A 19452-nucleotide genomic window follows, 5' to 3' on the forward strand; every position below is an offset into this window, starting at 1 on the left:
GCGGTCGATAATCTCGATCGTCGAGAGATTACGGCGCGCGGAGGCCGCGCGCCATCGGAGGTGGTGCGTGGCCGAGGACGCAGCCCGGACGCGGCAGGAGCTGGCGCTGCTGCTGCGGCGGCTGACCGTCGAGCTGGACGCGGTCGGTCAGCGGTTCGCCGTCCTGCACGGGCTCAACCGCACCGACGTCCGGGCGCTGGTGGCGATCATGGACGCCGCCCGCCGCGGTCAGGCGCTGACCGCCGGTGCCCTCGGCTCGGCCGTGGAGCTCAGCTCGGCGTCGGTGACCGCGCTGGTCGACCGGCTGGAGCGGGTCGGCCACGTGCGGCGGGTCCGTGACCCCGCGGACCGGCGCCGGGTGGCCCTGGAGATGTCGGAGGAGGCGATGGCGGCCGGGGCGGAGTACTTCGGCGGCCTCAACCGCGACCTCACCGCGGCGATGGCCGGCTTCGACGACGAGGAGCTGGCCGTCGTCCGCCGGTTCCTGGAGGAGATGACCGCGGTGATCGAGCGCCACGCCCGCCCCGCCGACTGACCGCATCCCGTGCACACGGCGTGGTGCGGCGGGGCCTCAGAGGTAGAGGCCGGTGGACTCCTCGATCCGCTCGGCCGCGACGGCGTGCACGTCCCGCTCGCGCAGGATGATCAGCTCCTCGCCGTGCACCTCGACCTCGTGCTGGTCCTCGGGGGAGAACAGCACCTGGTCGCCGACCTTCACCTGGCGGACGCCGGCGCCGACGCCCCGCGCCTCGCCCCACACCAGCCGCTTGGCCACCTGGGCGGTCGCCGGGATGAGGATGCCGCCGGTGGAGCGGCGCTCGCCGTCCTCCTTGCGGAGCGCCACCAGGATGCGGTCGTGCAGCATCTTGATCGGCAGCCCTGAGCCCTTGACGTCAGCCACGCCGGGTCACGTTACGCGGCGCCGCGAGCGGCCGATGTGGCCACTTCGGCCGGATCGGCCCCGCTCAGCCCCAGCCGAGTTCGTGCAGCCGCTCGTCGTCGATGCCGAAGTGGTGCGCGATCTCGTGGACGACGGTGATCGTGACCTCCTCGACGACCTCCTCGGCGGTCGAGCAGATGGCGCAGATGGCCTCGCGGTAGATCATGATCCGGTCCGGCAGGGCGCCGCCGTAGTGCCAGCCGCGCTCGGTCAGGGCGTGGCCGTCGTAGAGGCCGAGCAGGTCCGGCTCCTCCTCGTTGCGGTCCTCGACCAGCACGACGACGTTGTCCAGCAGCGCCATGAGCTCGGCCGGGACCTCGTCGAGGGCGTCGGCGACCAGGGCCTCGAACACCGGGAGCGGGAGCGGCTTCACCAGCTGGTCGGCAGCGGCCGGCCCTCCTCGTAGCCGGCCGCGCTCTGCACCCCCAGGACCGCGCGCTCGTGCAGCTGGTCGACGGTGCGCGCACCGGCGTAGGTGCAGGAGGACCGCACCCCGGCCACGATCTGGTCGATGAGGTCCTCGACGCCGGGGCGGGCCGGGTCGAGGTACATCCGCGAGGAGCTGATGCCCTCCTCGAACAGGCCGGCGCGGGCCCGCTCGAAGCCGCTCTGCGCCGACGTCCGGGCCTTGACCGCGCGGGCCGAGGCCATGCCGAAGGACTCCTTGTACTGCCGGCCGTTGCCGTCGTCGTGGATGTCGCCGGCCGACTCGTAGGTGCCGGCGAACCAGGAGCCGACCATCACGTTCGCCGCACCGGCGGCCAGCGCCAGCGCCACGTCGCGCGGGTGGCGGACGCCGCCGTCGGCCCACACGTGCCGGCCCAGCGCCCGCGCCGCCGCGGCGCACTCCTCGACGGCGGAGAACTGGGGCCGGCCGACGCCGGTCATCATCCGCGTGGTGCACATCGCGCCGGGCCCGACGCCGACCTTGACGACGTCCGCGCCGGCCTCGATGAGGTCGCGGGTGCCCTCGGCGGTCACCACGTTGCCGGCCACGATCGGGATCTCCCGCCCGCCCCCGCCGGCCACCGACCGCACCGCGCGGACCGCCTCGACGGCCTTCTCCTGGTGCCCGTGCGCGGTGTCGACGACGAGCACGTCGACGCCGGAGGCAAGCAGGGCGCCGGCCTTGCCCGCGACGTCGCCGTTGATGCCGACGGCGGCCGCGGTGAGGAGGAGGCCCTCGGCGTCGACCGCGGGCTGGTACAGCGCCGAGCGCAGCGCGCCCTTGCGGGTGATCAGCCCGACCAGCCGGTCGCCCTCCACCACGGGTGCGGCGTTGACCCGCTCGTCGGACAGGACGTCGAAGATCTTGGGCAGGTCGGTGCCGGCCGGGACGGTGAGCGGCTCGGTCATGACCTGCGCGAGCTGGGTGAAGCGGTCCACGCCCTGGCAGGCGCCGTCGGTGACCACCCCGACCGGACGGCCCTCGGACACCACCACGACGACGCCGTGCGCGCGCTTGTGCATGAGCGACAGCGCCTCGGCGACGGTGGACGACGGGTCGAGCGTGATCGGGGTGTCGTAGACCGGGTGCCGGGACTTCACCCACGACACGACCTCGCCGACGACGTCCACCGGGATGTCCTGCGGGAGCACGGCGAGCCCGCCGCGGCGGGCGACGGTCTCGGCCATGCGGCGTCCGGAGATCGCGGTCATGTTCGCGACCACGACGGGGATCGTCGTGCCCACCCGGTCGGGCGTGGTCAGGTCGACCTCGAGCCGGGACCCCACGGTCGAGTGGTTGGGCACCATGAACACGTCGGCGTAGGTCAGGTCGGTCGCCGGACGGGTGCCACCCAGGAAGCGCATGACCCCATTGTCCCGCACGAGCGCCCCCGGCCGGACGCGATCACCCGATCCCGCCGGGCGGGACGGCGCGGCGCGGCGCGTCCGTACCATCGGCTGGGTGATCGACCTGCGACTCGTGCGTGAGCACCCCGACCTCGTCAAGGCCAGCCAGCGCGCCCGCGGGGCCGACGAGTCCCGGGTCGACGACCTGCTCGCCGCCGACGCCGCCCGCCGCGAGGCGGTCAAGCGCGCCGACGACCTCCGCGCCGAGCAGAAGGCCGCCTCGCAGGCGGTGAAGAAGGCCTCCCCGGAGGAGCGGCCCGCCGTCCTGGAGCGGGCCAGGGCCCTGGCGGCCCAGGTCAAGGAGGCCGAGGAGGCGCTGCGCACCGCGGACGCCGCACTGCGGGAGGCGCACCTGCGGATCCCGAACGTCGTCCACGACGAGGTGCCGCCCGGCGGCGAGGACGACGCGGTGACGATGCGCACCGTCGGTGAGGTGCCCGCCTACGACTTCCCCGTGCGCGACCACCTGGAGATCGGCGAGGCGCTCGGCGCGATCGACATGGAGCGCGGGGCGAAGGTCTCCGGAGCCCGGTTCTACTTCCTCACCGGCCCGGGCGCACTGCTGGAGTTCGCCCTCGCCCAGCTCGCCATCAGCCGGGCGGTCGCGGCCGGCTTCACCCCCGTCGTCGCCCCCGCCCTGGTGCGGCCCGAGGCCATGGAGGGCACCGGCTTCCTCGGCGAGCACGACGAGGAGGTCTACCGGGTCGAGCGCGACGACCTCTACCTCGTGGGCACCTCCGAGGTGGCGCTGGCCGGCATGCACTCCGGTGAGGTGCTGGACCTCTCGGCCGGCCCCCGCCGCTACGCCGGCTGGTCCTCCTGCTTCCGCCGCGAGGCCGGCTCCTACGGCAAGGACACCCGCGGCATCATCCGCGTGCACTGGTTCGACAAGGTCGAGATGTTCAGCTTCTGCCGGCCCGAGGAGGCCGCCGAGGAGCACCTGCGGCTGCTGGCCTGGGAGGAGGAGTTCCTCCAGCTGCTGGAGCTGCCCTACCGGGTGGTCGACATCGCCGCCGGTGACCTGGGCACCAGCGCCGCCCGCAAGTACGACATCGAGGCCTGGTTCCCCAGCCAGGGCACCTACCGCGAGCTGACCAGCACCTCGGACTGCACCACCTTCCAGGCCCGCCGGCTGGCCATCCGGTACCGCGACGCCGACGGGCGCAACCAGCCCGCGGCCACGCTCAACGGCACGCTGTGCGCCATCGCCCGCACCATCGCCTGCCTGCTCGAGGTGCACCAGCGCGCCGACGGCTCGGTGCACGTCCCGGCGGCGCTGCGCCCGTGGCTCGGCGGCTCCGAGGTCCTCACCCCCGGCATGACCCTGGCGGCGCCGGTGCCCGCATGAGCGACACCGCGCCCCGGGCCGTGCTCTCCGGGCACGTCCCCTCCCCGCACGCCGACCGCGTGGTCGAGCCCGGCGACCTGGACGGCTGGCGCCCCAAGCTGGTGGCCAGCGACCTCGACGGCACCCTGCTGCGCTCCGACGGCGAGGTCAGCCCGCGCACGCGGGCGGCGCTGGAGGCCTGCTGGGACGCCGGGATCCCGGTCGTGGGCGTGACCGGCCGCGGTCCGCGCCTGCTCGACAGCGTCCGGGAGGCGATGGACGGCCGCGGCATCGCCGTCCTGGCCCAGGGCGGGTTCGTCGTCGACCTGGAGCGCGACGAGGTGCTGCGCACCGTCGGGCTGCCCCGGGACCAGGCGATGGCGGTCATCGAGCGGATCGAGGCGGTGGCCGGTGAGCTGATCGTCGCCGTCGAGGACGCCGCCGAGCAGGCCGAGGTGCACAGCGCGCTGCGCGTCCAGCACGGCTTCGACTGGCCCTACCCGGAGCCGGCCCACCTCCTCCCGCGCGCCCAGGTGCTGCCGCAGGGCGCGGTGCTCAAGGTGTTCCTGCGGTCGGCCTCCCTCGGCCAGGACGAGCTGCTGGCCCGCGCCCGGCGGGTCGTCGGCCCGGCCGAGGCCGAGCTGACCCACGCCGGGCTCGGCTTCATCGAGGTCCTGCCGGTCGGCGTCACGAAGGCGTCCGGGCTGGCCATCGCGCTGGAGCGGTACGGCGTCGGGTTCGGCGACGTCCTCGTGTTCGGCGACATGCCCAACGACCTGCCGATGCTGGAGGCGGTGCGGACCGCCGGGGGCCGGGCGGTCGCCGTCGCCAACGCACACCCCGACGTCCTCGCCGCCACCCCGCTGCGCACCAGCGGGCACGACGCGGACGGCGTGGCCCGGTACCTGGAGGCGGTCCTCGGTGTCTGACCGGGTGCGCGATGTCTGACTGGAAGCCCAGGCTGATCGCCAGCGACATGGACGGCACGCTCCTGCGCCGGGACGACACGGTGAGCGAGGAGACCGTCGCCGAGCTGGAGCGCTGGCGGGCCGACGGCGTCCCCGTCGTGCTGGCCACCGGCCGGCCGCCGCGCTGGATGACCCGCATCCGCGAGGTGCTGCACCACGGCACCGCCGTCTGCTGCAACGGCGCGGTGCTGCTGGACCTCGCGTCCTTCGAGATCCTCGACGAGGACCACCTCGAGCCCGAGGTGCTGCAGGTGGTCACCGCCGAGCTCCGCCGCCAGCAGCCGGACACCTGGTTCGCCGTCGAGTACGGCCTGGAGTTCCGTCACGAGCCGGTCTACCAGCCGCGCTGGGACGTCGACGCGCCCGGCGTCTCCGTCGCTCCGCTGGAGGAGCTGGTGGCCGTCCCCGTGGCCAAGCTGCTGGCCCGCCACGAGCGGCTGCCGCGCGACGAGTTCGTCGCCCTGGTCGAGACGGTGGTGGCCGGCCGGGCCACGGTCACGAACTCCTCCAGCGACGCGCTGGCCGAGATCTCCGCACTCGGCGTCACCAAGGCCACCGGCCTGGCGAAGGTCGCAGCAGGGCACGGCGTCGGCCCGGAGGACGTCGTCGTCTTCGGGGACATGCCCAACGACATCGCCGCCTTCGACTGGGTGCGCGAGGCCGGCGGGCGCGCGGTGGCCATGGCGCACGCCCACCCCGACCTGCTCGCCGCGGCCACCGACGTCACGGGCACCAACGACGACGACGGGGTCGCCGCCTTCCTCGCCACGCTCTGACCGCGGGTCGGGTGTGTCGTGCACCACCCATCCGACCCGGTGTAGTCACTCCACCGTTCGGCTCAACACGGCCGACCGCCGCGCCGACACCTGCTGCGACGGAGAGCCCGTCTCCTCGGTCCACGGTCAGCCGGAGCGCCCCATGGGTAAGAACCTGTCCATCAGCCGACGCCTCGTCCTCGGCTTCCTCGTCGTCGTCCTCGCGCTGGTGGGGTCGACCGCCATCGGGGTCTGGCGGGTGGAGACGATCAACTCCCACCTGACGACGATCAACGACCTCAACAGCGTCAAGCAGCGCTACGCCATCAACTTCCGGGGCAGCGTCCACGACCGTGCGATCGCGCTGCGGGACGTCGTCCTCAGCACCACCCCGGCCGAGCTGCAGCAGGAGGTCGACCTCATCGCGGAGCTGGCCGCCAAGTACACGGCTTCGGCCGGTCCGATGGACGACCTGTTCGCCGACCCGGCCAACGTCGGTGACGACGAGGTCGCCGCGCTGGCCGAGATCCAGCGCATCGAGGCCGAGACCCTGCCGCTGATCGACCAGGTGGTCGAGCTGACCCGCGCCGGGCAGGACGCCGCGGCGCTGCAGCTGCTCACCACGCAGGCCAAGCCGCTGTTCGTGGAGTGGCTGGCCGCGATCAACGTCCTCATCGACATGGAGGAGGCGATGAACGCCACGCTGAGCGACGAGGCGCGGGGCATCGCGTCGGGCTTCCTGCTCACGATGGTGCTGATCTGCGCCGCCGCCGCCGTGCTCGCCACGGTCATCGCCTGGCGGATCACCCGCGGGATCACCCGGCCGCTGGCCGAGGCCGAGAGCGCCTTCGTCGCGGTCGCCGAGGGTGACCTGACCCGCCGGCTCGAGGTGCGCAGCGGGGACGAGATCGGCCGGATGGCGGCGTCCACCAACACCGCGCTGGAGTCGCTGAGCCGCCTCATGGCCACCTTCCACGAGGCGATCGGGGCGCTGACCACCGCCAGCGGCCGGGTGGGCGACCTGTCCCGGCAGATCTCCAGCGGCGCGGAGGAGTCCTCGGCGCAGGCCGCCGTCGTCGCCACCGCGGCCGGCGAGGTCTCCTCCAGCGTGCAGACCGTCGCCGCCGGCTCCGAGCAGATGGGCGCCTCCATCCGCGAGATCGCACAGAACGCCACCGAGGCCGCCTCGGTCGCCGGCCGGGCGGTGGTGGCCGTCGGGACGACGACCGAGACGGTGTCCCGGCTGGGGGAGTCCAGCCGCACCATCGGCGACGTCGTCAAGGTGATCTCCTCGATCGCGGAGCAGACGAACCTGCTGGCCCTCAACGCCACGATCGAGGCCGCCCGGGCCGGTGACGCGGGCAAGGGCTTCGCGGTCGTGGCCAACGAGGTCAAGGAGCTGTCCCAGGAGACGGCGCGGGCCACCGAGGACATCGCCCGGCGGGTCGAGGCCATCCAGGCCGACACCGGCAGCGCCGTGACCGCCATCGCCGAGGTGGCCGAGGTGATCTCCCGGATCAACGACTACCAGACGACGATCGCCTCGGCGGTGGAGGAGCAGACGGCCACCACGGCCGAGATGAACCGCAGCGTCGCCGAGGCGGCCACCGGGTCGGGGCAGATCGCGACCGGCATCGAGGGCGTCGCGGGGGTCGCCCGGGCCACGTCCGAGCACGTCGGGGCCTCCCAGGAGGCCGCGCAGGAGCTCGCCGCGGTGTCCACGCGGCTGCGGGACCTCGTCGGCGGCTTCCGCTTCTGACCGGCGCCGTCGGGGCGCCGCCCGCCCCGACGGTCCATGAGCACGGCCCGCGCTCGACGGCGCCGTCCCTCCCCGGGACGGCGCCGTCGTCGTGCCCGGGGACGCCGGAGTGACGGGTGGGACCGGGGACCCGGTCGGGGTGAGCACGGACACATCTCGGCTCAAGGCGGACACGTGTCCGCCGACAGTCTGGCCAGGGCCGTCACGGACGGCGGCCCGACCGTCACGACGCCCAGGAGCCCGCATGGACGCCGCCCACGCCCCCGCACCGCCCGCCGCACCGCCGACGCCAGGGGTCCTCGCCCGCGTCGGCCTCCGGGGCCGGCTGTTCGCCGCGCTGTTGCTCGTCGCCCTCACCACCCTCGCCGTCGGGGCGATCGGGGTGCAGCGGATGGGCGTGCTCAGCGACAGCGCGGAGCGGGTGTACCGGGAGGGCACCGTCCCGCTCCAGGCGCTCGAGGAGCTGCAGACCGCCTGGTGGACGCACGAGGCGTTCTCGGCCCGGTCGCTCATCGTCAGCGCGGGCCCGGAGGTCAACGCCCTGGACGCGGCGTCCGCGGCCGAGGCACAGGAGGCCCTGGAGGCCCAGGGCGACGTCGTGGCACAGCAGCCGCTGGCCCCTGGTGTGGCCGAGCACTTCGCCGCCTACCAGGAGGCCGCCGGGCAGTACTTCCAGCTGCAGCTGGAGCTGCAGGGCCACCTGGCCGCGCGGGACATGCAGGCGGCGGCGGCCACGATCGGCCAGCTCAAGGGGTACGAGGCCACGGCGGTCGAGGCCTTCGGTGCGGCCACGAAGGCCCAGGCCGCCGTCGCGTCGAGCACCGCCGCGGCCGCGCAGGACGCCTACAGCGCGGCCCGCACGCTGACCGTCGTCGTGGTGACCCTCGGCCTGGCCGTCTCGGTGGTGCTGGCGCTGCTGCTGGTCCGTTCGGTGACCCGGCCGGTGCAGCGGGTGCGCGAGGTGCTCGACCGGGTCGCCGAGGGTGACCTGAGCGTGCGGGTCGGGGAGACCGGTGGTGCCGAGATCGGTGAGGTCGCCCGGTCGGTGGACCACACCCTGGACGCGATCGGGCACGTGCTGACCCTGGTCGGGGACTCGGCGCGGCGTCTGGAGGGTGCGTCGCAGAAGCTGAACGTCGCCGCCGACGGGATCGCCGACAACGCGCGGACCGCGGCCGGCCAGGCCGGTGTGGTCGTGGCCTCGGCCGGCGAGGTCGCCTCCAGCGTCGACACCGTGGCGACGGGGTCCTCGCAGATGGAGACCGCGATCCGGGAGATCGCCCAGAACGCGACGGCGGCCGCGCGGGTCGCCGGGCAGGCCGTCACCGTCGCCGAGGACACCACCCGCACGGTCGGGAAGCTGGGTGACTCCTCGCAGGAGATCGCCACGGTGGTGAAGCTGATCAACGGCATCGCCGAGCAGACCAACCTGCTGGCGCTCAACGCCACGATCGAGGCCGCGCGGGCCGGGGAGGCCGGCAAGGGCTTCGCGGTGGTGGCCAGCGAGGTCAAGGAGCTGGCGCAGGAGACGGCGCGGGCGACCGAGGACATCTCGCGGCGGGTCGACGCGATCCAGGCCGACACCGCCGGGGCGGTGGAGGCCATCGGTCAGATCAGCTCGGTGATCGGCGAGATCAACGACTTCCAGGCGACCATCGCCGCGGCGGTCGAGGAGCAGACGGCGACCACCAACGAGATGAACCGCAACGTGGCCGAGGCCGCCGGGGGCTCGCGGGACATCGCCGCGGCGATCACCGGCCTGGCCGCCGGTACCGAGGAGACCAACGCCCGGGTGGCCGACGCCCAGCGCGCGGCGGCGGAGCTGGCCCGCATGAGCGGTGAGCTGCAGGACGCCGTCCGGCGGTTCACCGTCTGAGCGGACGACGGCGCCGTCCCCACCCCCGCGGGGGACGGCGCCGCCACGTCCCGGCTCCGGCCGGGGTGGTGGGGTCGGCGGCTCCGGCCGGGGTGAAACGACGGGAGCGGGCCGTTCACCCGGTCAGGGGAACGGCCCGCTCCGCAGCGTCACGGGGGAGGTGCTACAGGTACTGCCCGCCGCCGGGGCGGAAGTCCGGCTGCTGCGGCGGCACCCCCGGCTGGCCGCCGGGCAGCGCGCGCCGGCGCATCTCCTCCAGCTGGGCGCGGGCGGCCATCTGCTGGGCGAACAGCGCGGTCTGGATGCCGTGGAAGACCCCCTCCAGCCAGCCCACCAGCTGGGCCTGGGCGATCCGCAGCTCGGCGTCCGAGGGCGTCTCGTCCTCGGCGAAGGGCAGCGTGATCCGCTCCAGCTCGTCGCGCAGCTCCGGCGCCAGGCCCTGCTCCAGCTCGCGGATGGAGGAGGCGTGGATGTCGCGCAGCCGCTGCCGGCTGGCCTCGTCCAGCGGCGCGGCCCGGACCTCCTCCAGCAGCTGCTTGATCATGGTGCCGATCCGCATGACCTTCGCCGGCTGCTCGACCATGTCGCCGATGGTGGCCTCGCCGTCGGCGCCGTCGCCGTCCTGGCCCTGTGGCATGGGCATCGTGCCGACCGGCCGGCCGTCGGGGCCGACGACGACGACCTGCTGAGGGCGTTCACTCCCGTTTCCCGGTGCGGTCATGTCCCCATCCTCCCCCGACGGGCGCGGACCCCGCCGGGCGCCCGGCCGGCCCGCCAGGGGCGCGGGCCGCAGCGTCTAGGGTCGAAGACCATGGGACCGGGGGAGGGGCACCTGGACGTCGCGCGCGTCCGCGGTCTGTTCCCGGGCCTGTCCGACGGCTTCGTCCACGCCGACGGGCCGGCCGGCGCCCTGCTGCCCGAGAGCGTCGTCTACGCCGTCGCCCAGGCCATGCGGGTCCCGGTGGCCGACCGCGGCGGGGTGTTCCCGGCGTCGGCCCGCGCCGAGGGGCTGGTCGCCAGCGCCCGCGCCGCGGTGGCCGACCTGGTCGGCGGGGTCCCCACCGGCGTCGTCCTCGGGGCGAACATGACGTCGCTGACCTACACGATGGCCCGGGCCCTGGCCCGCACGTGGCGCCCCGGTGACGAGATCGTGGTGAGCCGGCTGGACCACGACGCCAACATCCGCCCCTGGGTGCAGCTCGCCGCGCACCACGGCGTCGCCGTCCGGTGGGCCGAGGTGGACATCGAGACCGGCGAGCTGCCGGACTGGCAGTACGACGAGCTGCTGACCAGCCGCACCCGGCTGGTCAGCCTCACCGCCGCCAGCAGCGCCCTCGGCACCCGCCCGGACGTCGCCGCGATCGCGCAGCGGGCGCACGCGGTCGGGGCCCTGGTCTACGTCGACGGGGTGCACGCCGCCGCGCACACCCTGCTCGACGTCGCGGAGCTCGGCGCGGACTTCCTGGCCGTCGCGGCGGACCGGTGGTGCGGCCCGCACGTGGGCGCGGTCGTGGCCGACCCCGCGCTGCTCGGCGAGCTGCACCCGGACAAGCTCGCGCCCGTCCCCGACCGGGTGCCGGACCGCTTCGAGAGCGGGACGCCGCCGTTCGAGCTGCTGGCCGGGGTCACCGCCGCCGTCGACCACCTGGCCGGGCTCAGCGACCGGGCGGCCGGCTCGCGCCGCGAGCGGCTGCGGACGTCGATGGCCGCCGTCGCCGCGTACGAGAGCGACCTGTTCGCGTGGCTGGACCAGGCACTGCGCGCCATGCGGCACGTGCAGGTCCTCGGCTCGGCGGCCAGCACCACACCCACGCTGTCGTTCACCGTCGCCGGCATGCGGCCGCGGCAGGTCGCCGTCGAGCTCGCCCGCCGCGGCATCTGCGCCTGGGACGGCGACTTCTACGCCCGCGAGCTCTTCGACGCCCTCGGGGTGAACGAGGAGGGCGGCGCGGTGCAGCTGGGCCTCATGCACTACAACACCGCCGACGAGGTCGGCTACCTCGTCGACTCGGTCGCCGCGCTGCGGCCCCGCTGAGCCGTCCCCGCGCGGGCCGGCTCACTCGTTGACCAGCAGCACCTTGCCGACGTGCTCGCTGGCGTCGACCACCCGGTGCGCCTCGGCGGCCCGCGCCATCGGCAGCCGGCGGTCGATGATCGGCCGCACGACGCCGCGCTCGACGTCCGGCCACACGTCGTGCCGCACCGCGGCGACGATCTCCGCCTTGCCGCCGGGGCCGGTCGCGGGGCGGGCCCGCAGCGTCGTGGCGTGGATCGTGCCCCGCTTGCGCATCAGGGTGCCGAGGTCGAGCTCGGCCCTCGTCCCGCCCTGCATGCCGATGGTGACCAGCCGGCCCCCGGTGGCCAGCGCGTCGACGTTGCGCGCCAGGTACTTGGCGCCCATGTTGTCGAGGACGACGTCGACGCCGGCGCCGTCGGTCTCCTCCCGCACGCAGGCCACGAAGTCCTCGTCGCGGTAGTTGATCAGCACGTCGGCGCCGAGCTCCCGGCAGACGTCCAGCTTGGCCGCGGTGCCGGCGGTGGTGAACACCCGGGCGCCGGCGCGGGCCGCCAGCTGGATCGCCATCGTCCCGATCCCGCTGGAGCCGCCGTGGACGAGGAAGTCGTCGCCGCGGGTCAGCCCGGCCAGCATGAAGACGTTGGACCACACCGTGCAGACCACCTCCGGCAGCGCCGCCGCGGTGGCCAGCTCGACGCCGGCCGGACGCGGGAGCAGCTGCCCGGCCGGGACGGCGACCCGCTCGGCGTAGCCGCCACCGGACAGCAGCGCGCACACCTCGTCGCCCACCGACCAGCCGGTCACGCCCTCACCGACCTCGCTGATGACCCCGCTGCACTCCAGGCCGAGGACCTCACTGGCGCCCGGGGGCGGCGGGTAGTTGCCGGCGCGCTGCAGCAGGTCGGCCCGGTTGACCGCGGTGGCGACCACGTCGACGAGCACCTCGCCCGGCTTGAGCACCGGGTCGGGCACCTCGCCCCACTGCAGCACCTCGGGCCCACCCGGTCCGCTCAGAGTCACCGCGCGCATACCCCGACCCTAGAAGGACCCCGTCCTCCCCACCCCTCGCAGGCTCGGGGCGGGGCCCGGGACGGGGCCGAGAGCCGAGGGGGACCCCGTCCTCCCCACCCCTCGCGGGCCCGGGGCGGGGCCCGGGACGGCTCACCGCCGAGCGGCTGGCGTGGGCGCCGGTGCTGCGGCACCCGAGACCGCGATGCTGCCGGCCAGCCACCCGTCGCCCTCCACCGCGTCGGCGAGGACGGCGCCCACGGCCCGGCGGGAGACCCGCCACTCCTCGACCGCACCCACGGTCGACACGGTGGCCGGCTCGTCCCCGTCGGTCAGGTACACGGGCCGGACGACGACCCAGTCCAGACCGCTGTCACGGACCAGCCGCTCCTGGCGCTCGTGGTCGGCGATCTGCGGACCCAGCAGCAAGGCGAGGACCAGCCGGCTGGACAGCGGCAGCCGCGCCCACGTCTCCCCGACGCCGTAGGACGACTGCACGACCAGACGCCGGACGCCGTGGCGGCGCATGGCCGCGACGACCTGCGCCGTGCCCCGCGACCGGACGTCCAGGGCCGTGCCCGCGGCGCCGAGCAGCCGCACGCGCAGCGGGTGCTCGCTGATGCCCAGCGTGACGACGACGGCGTCCTGCCCCCGGACCGCTCGCTCGACGTCAGCGGCGACGGTGGCGTCCCCGTCGACGGGCCGCACCCCTCCGCGATCGCCGAGGTCCGCCCCCGCGCGGCGCGCGAACGCCGTCACCTCGTGCCCGCGGGCGACGAGCGCGTCCACCGCCGCCCTGCCCGACCCTCCCGTGGCACCCACGACCAGCACGCGCATGACCTGCTCCTCCCGGTTGTGCCGGCCCTCCCGGCCGGCACGACCGATCCTGTGGACGCGGGAGCTCCCCGACCATGCCCGCCCGTCCGGCGTCCGTGACCGTTCGTCCAGCTCCCCTGGACGCCCGGCCGCGCGCCGGTGAGGCTCGCGTCGTGAGCACCGTTCCGCCGTGGACGCCGGTCGACCCGGTCGGCCGGGTGTTGTTCGACCTGCGTGTCCGGGGCACGTTCCACTGCCGCGTGGAGGCCACCGCGCCGTGGGGGCTGGAGATGCCGCCGTTCGAGGGGTGCATGAGCTTCCACGTGGTCACCGAGGGCGGCTGCCTGCTGGAGGTGGACGGCGCGACGCACCGCCTGCGGGCCGGTGACCTCGCCCTGGTCCCGCACGGCCGCGGGCACCTGCTGCGCAGCGGACCCGGCGCCCGGGTCGCCGGCCGGGCCGACGTGCTGCCCCAGGAACCCGTCGGAGAGCACTTCACCGTGATGCGGCTGGGGGGCGGCGGTGCGCCGGCCGGGCTGCTCTGCGGTGTGGTCGAGCCCGAGCGCCCCGGTGCCGTGCACCTGCTGGACCTGCTGCCGCCCGTCCTGCACGTCCCCGGTGACGACGCCGCCCGGGCGGGCTGGCTCCCGGTGCTGCTCGGGTTGCTGGCCGACGAGGCACGGCACGACCGGCCGGGCACCGAGGCCGTGGTCACCCGGCTGGCCGACGTCGTCGTCATCCACGCGGTCCGGACGTGGCTGGACTCCGGTGCCACCGGGCCGGGGTGGCTGCGCGCGCTGCGCGATCCGCAGGTCGGCCGCGCGGTCGCGCGGGTGCACCGCTCGCCGGGCGAGGCGTGGACCGTCGAGCGGCTGGCGCGGGAGGCGCGGATGTCCCGCTCGGCCTTCGCGGCCCGGTTCACCGAGCTCGCCGGCGAGCCGGCCATGCACTACGTCGCCCGCTGGCGGATGCACCTGGCCACCGTCGCCCTCACGTCCGGGACGACGGCCGGGGAGCTCGCCCGCCGGCTCGGCTACGAGTCCGAGGCCGCCTTCGCCCGCGCGTACAAGCGGGTCGTGGGCGTGCCGCCGGGCGCGGTCCGGAACGGGCCGGGGCACGGGGCGCCGTCCGCAGCCGGTGCGGACGGCGCCCCGTGAGGCCCGCGCGAGCGGGGCGTCAGTTGGCGGCCTTGAGGTCCTTCCGCAGGATCTTGCCGGCCGAGGACTTCGGCACCTGCTCGATGAACTCCACGAGCCGGACCTTCTTGTGCGGCGCCACCTTGCCGGCCATGTAGTCCATGACCGCCTCCGGGGTCAGCGTCGAGCCGGCGGCCCGGACGACGAACGCCTTGGGCAGTTCCTCGCCGCTCTCGTCGTCCTTGACCCCGATGACCGCGGCGTCGGCGATCTCCGGGTGCCCGAGCAACACGGCCTCGAGCTCGGCCGGGGCCACCTGGTAGCCCTTGTACTTGATCAGCTCCTTGACCCGGTCGACGACGGTGTAGACGCCGTTCTCGTCGACCACCGCGACGTCGCCGGTGTGCAGCCAGCCCTCGGGGTCGAGGGTGTCGGCGGTGGCCTGCGGGTTGTTGAGGTAGCCCTTCATCACCTGCGGCCCGCGCACCCACAGCTCCCCGCGCTCGCCGGGGCCGACGTCCTGGCCGGTGGCCGGGTCGACCAGCCGGCACTCGGTGTTGGGCACCGCCACCCCGACCGAGCCCTTCGGCACCGGGCCGGTGAAGCCGGGGGGCTCCATGCCGGCGTCGGGGGTGCTGTGCGAGACCGGCGACAGCTCGGTCATGCCGTAGCCCTGCGCGATGGTGACCCCCTCCGGGGCGCCCCTGCGCAGCCGCTGCTCGGCGGCCAGTGCCAGCCCCTCGTCCAGCGGTGCGGCACCGGAGGTGATGGTGCGCAGGGAGGAGAGGTCGTACTGGTCGACCAGCGGGTGCTTGGCCAGCGCCAGCACGATCGGCGGCGCCACGAACGCGCGGGTGATGCGCTGGTCCTGGATGACCCGGAGGAACTCCTCGAGGTCGAAGCGGGGCAGCGTCACGACCGTGCCGGCGACCAGGCCCTGGTTCATCAGCACGGTCAGGCCGTAGATGTGGAAGAACGGCAGGACGGCGATGATCCGCTCGTCGCCGTCGTGGGCGTTCATGATCGGCCGCATCTGCAGCACGTTGGCCACGAGGTTGCGGTGGGTGAGCATGACGCCCTTGGGCAGCCCCGTCGTGCCGCTGGAGTACGGCAGCGTCACCAGGTCCTCGGCCGGGTCGATGTCCACCTGCACCGACGGCGCGTCGCTGCTGAGCAGGTCCAGCAGCGAGGAGTGCCCCTCGGCGCCGTCCATGACGACGACCTCCTGGACCGGCGCCTGCTGGACGGCGGCCTTCGCGCGGTCCAGGAACGGCGAGACGGTGATGAGCACCTTCGCCCCGGAGTCGCGCAGCTGGAAGGCGATCTCGTCGGGCGTGTACAGGGAGTTGATCGGCGACATCACACAGCCGGCCGCGGCGATGCCGTGGAAGACCACCGGGTACCAGGGCGTGTTGGGGCAGAAGACGGCGACCACGTCGCCCTTGCGCAGGCCCCGGGCGTGCAGCGCGGCCGCGACGCGGTCGACGTAGGCGGCGAGCTGGCCGTGGGTGATCGTGTCGCCGCTGAGCCCGTCGACGAGCGCCGGTGCCTCCGGTCGTGCTCCGCCGGCGGACAGGACGTAGGCGGGGACCGACAGGTCCGGGATCTCGACGTCGGGGTACGGGCTGGCCAGCGCCACGGAGGAGCTCCTCATCTCGTCAGGTGTGGCGCCAGTCTCACATCCCACGTGGCCTGCACCACAGGGGGGACACCCGCCCGTGTCACCGCGGCCAGAGCACCGACTGCGTGCAGCGGAACAGCGCGATCGTCCTCCCCGAGCCGACCGCGGTGACCACGGCGTCCCACACCTGCGTCGTCCGCCCGGCGTGGGCGTTGGTGGCGACCGCGGTGATCCGCCCCTCCCGGACGGTGCCCAGGAAGTTGCTCTTCAGCTCGATGGTGGTGAACCCGGACGAGCCCTCGGGCAGGAGCGCGCGGGTGGCCAGCCCGCAGGAGGTGTCGGCCAGCCCGACCACGGTGGCCGCGTGCAGGTAGCCGTTCGGCGCCAGCAGCTCCGGCCGCACGTCGAGGGCGGACTCCAGCCGTCCGGGCTCGTGCGCGGTGATCGTCAGCCCCAGCAGGCCGGGGAGGGTGCCCGGCAGCAGGGCGTTGAGCTCGTCGGCGGTGTGGAACCCGGTGGCGGCCATGGCGCGGAACCTATCGACCGCCGCCGTCCACCCGTCGCAGCTCCCCCGGGATCAGCCGGCGGTCTCCCACAGGCCGATGACGTTGCCCTCCGGGTCGCGCACGTACGCGGCGAAGCCCATGTCACCCACCGGCATCCTGGGCGCGACCGTGGACCCGCCGAGCTCCCCGATCCGCTCCAGCGCGACGTCGATGCTCTCCACGTCGACGACGATGACCGGTGCGGTCGCGGGGCCGCCCTCGCGGGCCATCATGCCGCCGTTGATGAAGCCGGGCTCGGTCGGTCCCTGGTCGCCGCTGGGACCGGACACGACCAGCGTGTACGCCATGTCCGGCATCTCCTGGACCTGCCAGCCGAACGCCTCCTTGTAGAACGCCCGCGCCCGGTCCCCGTCGTCGAAGGGGAGCTCGAAGTGCACGACCCTGCCGCTCATCCCGCCACCTCCTGGCCGATCGGTGCGGCGCAGGCTAGACCCGCGGGGAGCGCGCCACCAGGGCCTCAGGCCAGGCCGCGGGTGGTGCGCAGCGGGGCCACGTCGCCGCGGATGGCCGCGACCATGTCCAGCGTCTGACGGGTCGCCGCGACGTCGTGCGCGCGGAAGACCGTCGCGCCGAGCCAGGCGCTCACCGCCGTGGCCGCGAGGGTGCCGGTCAGCCGCTCCTCCAGGGGGACGTCGAGGGACTCGCCGACGAAGTCCTTGTTCGACAGCGCCACCAGCACCGGCCAGCCCGTGGCGACCAGCTCGTCCAGCCGCCGGGTCGCCTCCAGCGAGTGGCGGGTGTTCTTGCCGAAGTCGTGCCCGGGGTCGACCAGCACCCGCTCGCGGTCCACGCCCGCGGCCACGGCGGCCTCGGCCAGCGCCGTCGTCCGGGCCACCACGTCGGCCACCACGTCGTCGTAGGTGACCCGGTGCGGACGGGTGCGCGGGGGCAGGCCGCCGGCGTGGGTGCAGACCAGCCCCGCGCCCGCCTCGGCCGCGACCGACGGCAGCTCCGGGTCGACCCCGCCCCACGCGTCGTTGACGACGTCGGCACCGGCGGCCAGCGCCTCCCGCGCCACCTCCGCGCGCCACGTGTCGATCGAGATGGGCAGCGCCGGGTGGGCCGCGCGGATGGCGGCGACCAGGTCGACGGTGCGCCGGATCTCCTCGGCGGCGTCGACGTCCTCCCCGGGCGCGGCCTTCACCCCGCCGACGTCCACCATGTCCGCCCCCTCGGCGACCACCCGGTCCACCCGGTCGACGGCGGCGGCCAGCTCGTAGGTGGCGCCGCGGTCGTAGAACGAGTCCGGGGTGCGGTTGACGATCGCCATGACGACCAGCCGCCCGGGCGGTACGTCGAGGGCTCCCAGACGCAGCAACCCGTCCTCCGTCCCCCGGTGCCTGTGGTGGGGTCAGCCAACCAGATGACCGCACGGCGGGAGGGCGACGGATGGCAGCGACGACGGTCCGGCTGACGGTCGACCACGGCTCGCGACCGCCCTCTCCCGCCGCTACGTGTGAGCGGTTCGCGGTCCTGCGTGCGAGATCACGCGATCTCGACGGTGCGGTTCAGTCCACCAGGGCCTGGTTGACCAGCGCCCGCAGGTAGTTGCGGATCGGCAGCGTGCTCGAGGGCAGCAGCTGGGTGTAGAAGCCCACCGTCACGTCCTCGACCGGGTCGACGTAGAAGGCGGTGGACGCCGCCCCGCCCCAGCTGTAGTCGCCGGCGCTGGCCACCACGCCGTAGCGGACGGGGTCGATGACCATGGAGAAGCCCAGCCCGAAGCCCACCCCGCGCAGCGGCGTCTCGGCGAACAGCGGCCGGCCGAAGGTCTCGAGGTCGGTGTTGCCCGGCAGGTGGTTGCGGGTCATGTGCGCGATCGTGCGCGGGCCCAGCAGGCGGCCGCCGTCGTGGGCACCGCCGCGGCGCAGCAGCTCGATGAAGCGCAGGTAGTCACCGGCGGTCGAGACCAGCCCGCCGCCGCCGGAGAGGAACGCCGGCTTGCGCAGCGCCGCCGCGCCCATCGTGTCGAGCGGGGCGTAGGTCGTGGGCGCGCCGCCGGGCTGCCCCGGGACGGCGGTGTAGAGGCGGGCCAGCGACTCGGGGTCGTCGCCCTCGCGCAGCCCGAAGGAGGTGTCCCGCATGCCGAGCGGGGCGAAGATGCGCTGCTCGAAGAACTCGTCCAGCGGCTGGCCGGACAGCACCTCGACCAGCCGGCCGAGGACGTCGGTGGAGACCCCGTAGTTCCACTCCGAGCCGGGCTGGAAGACCAGGGGGACCGCGGCCCACTGCCGGCAGACCTCGGCGGAGTCGGCGCCGGCCGGGGTGCCCCACTCGTGGCCGGCGGCCCGGTACATCGCGTCGACCGGGTGGGCGTGGTGGAACCCGTAGGTCAGCCCCGCGGTGTGGGTGAGCAGGTGCCAGACCCGGATCGGCTCCACCTGGGGCGCGGTCACCGGCTTCTGCGCCGAGCCGGCCACGTAGACGCGGGTCTCGGCGAACTCGGGCAGCCACCGCGCGATCGGGTCGGTGAGCTCGAAGGCGCCCTCCTCGTACAGCATCATCGCCGCGACGGAGGTGATCGGCTTGGTCATCGAGTAGATGCGCCAGCGGGTGTCGGTCTCGACCGGCAGCCCGGCCTCGACGTCCCGGTGCCCGGAGCGGCCCACGTGCACGAGGCGACCGTGGCGGGCCACCGTCACGAGGAAGCCGGGCAGGCGGCCCTCGTCCACCCAGCGGGCCAGCCGCCGGTCGATGCGGCTCAGGCGGCCGGGGTCGAACCCCACCTCGGCCGGGTCGGTGTCCACCTGCAGCTCGGTCGTCACGTGCCCTCCGTTCGCCCCGCGCGCCCGCCGTCGGGCGGCGTCCG

The 19452-nt window shown here is 74.7% G+C and carries 19 protein-coding genes; 8 read left to right on the forward strand and 11 right to left on the reverse strand.

The window, feature by feature from the left end:
• The first annotated feature begins 67 nt into the window (after positions 1–67).
• Positions 68–535, forward strand: coding sequence for a MarR family winged helix-turn-helix transcriptional regulator (locus ACI79E_RS08365; RefSeq protein WP_456932064.1), 468 nt, complete (start codon positions 68–70; stop codon positions 533–535).
• 36 nt (positions 536–571) lie between these two features.
• Here the strand turns inward: ACI79E_RS08365 and ACI79E_RS08370 are convergent, their stop codons facing one another.
• From ACI79E_RS08370 to ACI79E_RS08380, 3 genes are all read right to left on the reverse strand, one after another.
• On the reverse strand, positions 572–901 hold the full coding sequence (locus tag ACI79E_RS08370) for a GroES family chaperonin (RefSeq protein WP_456932065.1): 330 nt from the start codon (positions 899–901) through the stop codon (positions 572–574).
• A 64-nt stretch (positions 902–965) separates the two neighbouring features.
• Positions 966–1313: a metallopeptidase family protein gene (locus tag ACI79E_RS08375; RefSeq protein ID WP_456932066.1), complete on the reverse strand. Its 348-nt coding sequence runs from the start codon at positions 1311–1313 to the stop codon at positions 966–968.
• Entirely contained in the window at positions 1310–2752 is a 1443-nt protein-coding gene (locus tag ACI79E_RS08380) for a GuaB1 family IMP dehydrogenase-related protein (protein ID WP_456932067.1), read from the reverse strand. Before ACI79E_RS08380 ends, ACI79E_RS08375 begins: the two co-directional genes overlap by 4 nt.
• A gap of 97 nt (positions 2753–2849) precedes the next feature.
• Between ACI79E_RS08380 and serS the strand changes: the two genes are divergently transcribed.
• The 5 genes from serS (at position 2850) to ACI79E_RS08405 (ending at position 9479) form a co-directional block, all read left to right on the forward strand.
• Entirely contained in the window at positions 2850–4142 is a 1293-nt protein-coding gene (serS, locus tag ACI79E_RS08385) for a serine--tRNA ligase (RefSeq protein ID WP_456932068.1), read from the forward strand.
• Positions 4139–5050 carry an HAD family hydrolase gene (locus tag ACI79E_RS08390; RefSeq protein WP_456932069.1) on the forward strand — a complete coding sequence of 304 codons (912 nt, stop codon included), beginning with the start codon at positions 4139–4141 and terminating at the stop codon, positions 5048–5050. The genes serS and ACI79E_RS08390 overlap by 4 nt, the downstream gene beginning before the upstream one ends.
• An 11-nt stretch (positions 5051–5061) precedes the next feature.
• Positions 5062–5865, forward strand: coding sequence for an HAD hydrolase family protein (locus tag ACI79E_RS08395; protein WP_456932070.1), 804 nt, complete (start codon positions 5062–5064; stop codon positions 5863–5865).
• Positions 5866–6007: 142 nt separating this feature from the next.
• Positions 6008–7603, forward strand: coding sequence for a methyl-accepting chemotaxis protein (locus ACI79E_RS08400; RefSeq protein WP_456932071.1), 1596 nt, complete (start codon positions 6008–6010; stop codon positions 7601–7603).
• A gap of 244 nt (positions 7604–7847) precedes the next feature.
• Entirely contained in the window at positions 7848–9479 is a 1632-nt protein-coding gene (locus tag ACI79E_RS08405; RefSeq protein WP_456932072.1) for a methyl-accepting chemotaxis protein, read from the forward strand.
• Between the two features lie 163 nt (positions 9480–9642).
• Here ACI79E_RS08405 and ACI79E_RS08410 read toward each other — a convergent pair whose 3' ends face one another.
• The gene (locus ACI79E_RS08410) at positions 9643–10200 is read right to left on the reverse strand and encodes a bacterial proteasome activator family protein (protein ID WP_456932073.1); all 558 of its coding nucleotides are present in this window, start codon (positions 10198–10200) and stop codon (positions 9643–9645) included.
• Positions 10201–10290: 90 nt separating this feature from the next.
• Here ACI79E_RS08410 and ACI79E_RS08415 point away from each other — a divergent pair, with 90 nt between their 5' ends.
• Positions 10291–11514 (forward strand): cysteine desulfurase-like protein, encoded by a 1224-nt coding sequence (locus tag ACI79E_RS08415; protein ID WP_456932074.1) that lies wholly within the window; start codon positions 10291–10293, stop codon positions 11512–11514.
• 21 nt (positions 11515–11535) lie between these two features.
• Here ACI79E_RS08415 and ACI79E_RS08420 read toward each other — a convergent pair whose 3' ends face one another.
• Positions 11536–12525 (reverse strand): NAD(P)H-quinone oxidoreductase, encoded by a 990-nt coding sequence (locus tag ACI79E_RS08420; RefSeq protein WP_456932075.1) that lies wholly within the window; start codon positions 12523–12525, stop codon positions 11536–11538.
• Between the two features lie 132 nt (positions 12526–12657).
• The gene (locus tag ACI79E_RS08425) at positions 12658–13341 is read right to left on the reverse strand and encodes an NAD(P)-dependent oxidoreductase (protein ID WP_456932076.1); all 684 of its coding nucleotides are present in this window, start codon (positions 13339–13341) and stop codon (positions 12658–12660) included.
• A 152-nt stretch (positions 13342–13493) separates the two neighbouring features.
• On the opposite strand from ACI79E_RS08425, the gene ACI79E_RS08430 reads away from it, so the two are divergent.
• Positions 13494–14477, forward strand: coding sequence for an AraC family transcriptional regulator (locus ACI79E_RS08430; RefSeq protein ID WP_456932077.1), 984 nt, complete (start codon positions 13494–13496; stop codon positions 14475–14477).
• A gap of 19 nt (positions 14478–14496) precedes the next feature.
• On the opposite strand, the gene ACI79E_RS08435 is transcribed toward ACI79E_RS08430, so the two are convergent.
• The 5 genes from ACI79E_RS08435 to ACI79E_RS08455 form a co-directional block, all read right to left on the reverse strand.
• On the reverse strand, positions 14497–16110 hold the full coding sequence (locus ACI79E_RS08435; protein ID WP_456932078.1) for a 4-coumarate--CoA ligase family protein: 1614 nt from the start codon (positions 16108–16110) through the stop codon (positions 14497–14499).
• Between the two features lie 67 nt (positions 16111–16177).
• Positions 16178–16603 (reverse strand): PaaI family thioesterase, encoded by a 426-nt coding sequence (locus ACI79E_RS08440; RefSeq protein ID WP_456932079.1) that lies wholly within the window; start codon positions 16601–16603, stop codon positions 16178–16180.
• A gap of 51 nt (positions 16604–16654) precedes the next feature.
• A complete protein-coding gene (locus tag ACI79E_RS08445) occupies positions 16655–17035 on the reverse strand; it encodes a VOC family protein (protein WP_456932080.1) in 381 nt (126 codons plus the stop codon).
• Between the two features lie 65 nt (positions 17036–17100).
• Entirely contained in the window at positions 17101–17961 is an 861-nt protein-coding gene (folP, locus tag ACI79E_RS08450) for a dihydropteroate synthase (RefSeq protein WP_456932081.1), read from the reverse strand.
• A gap of 190 nt (positions 17962–18151) precedes the next feature.
• Positions 18152–19408 (reverse strand): serine hydrolase domain-containing protein, encoded by a 1257-nt coding sequence (locus ACI79E_RS08455; protein WP_456932082.1) that lies wholly within the window; start codon positions 19406–19408, stop codon positions 18152–18154.
• Positions 19409–19452: the final 44 nt, after the last annotated feature.

It is taken from the genome of Geodermatophilus sp. SYSU D00079 (genome assembly GCF_054050635.1).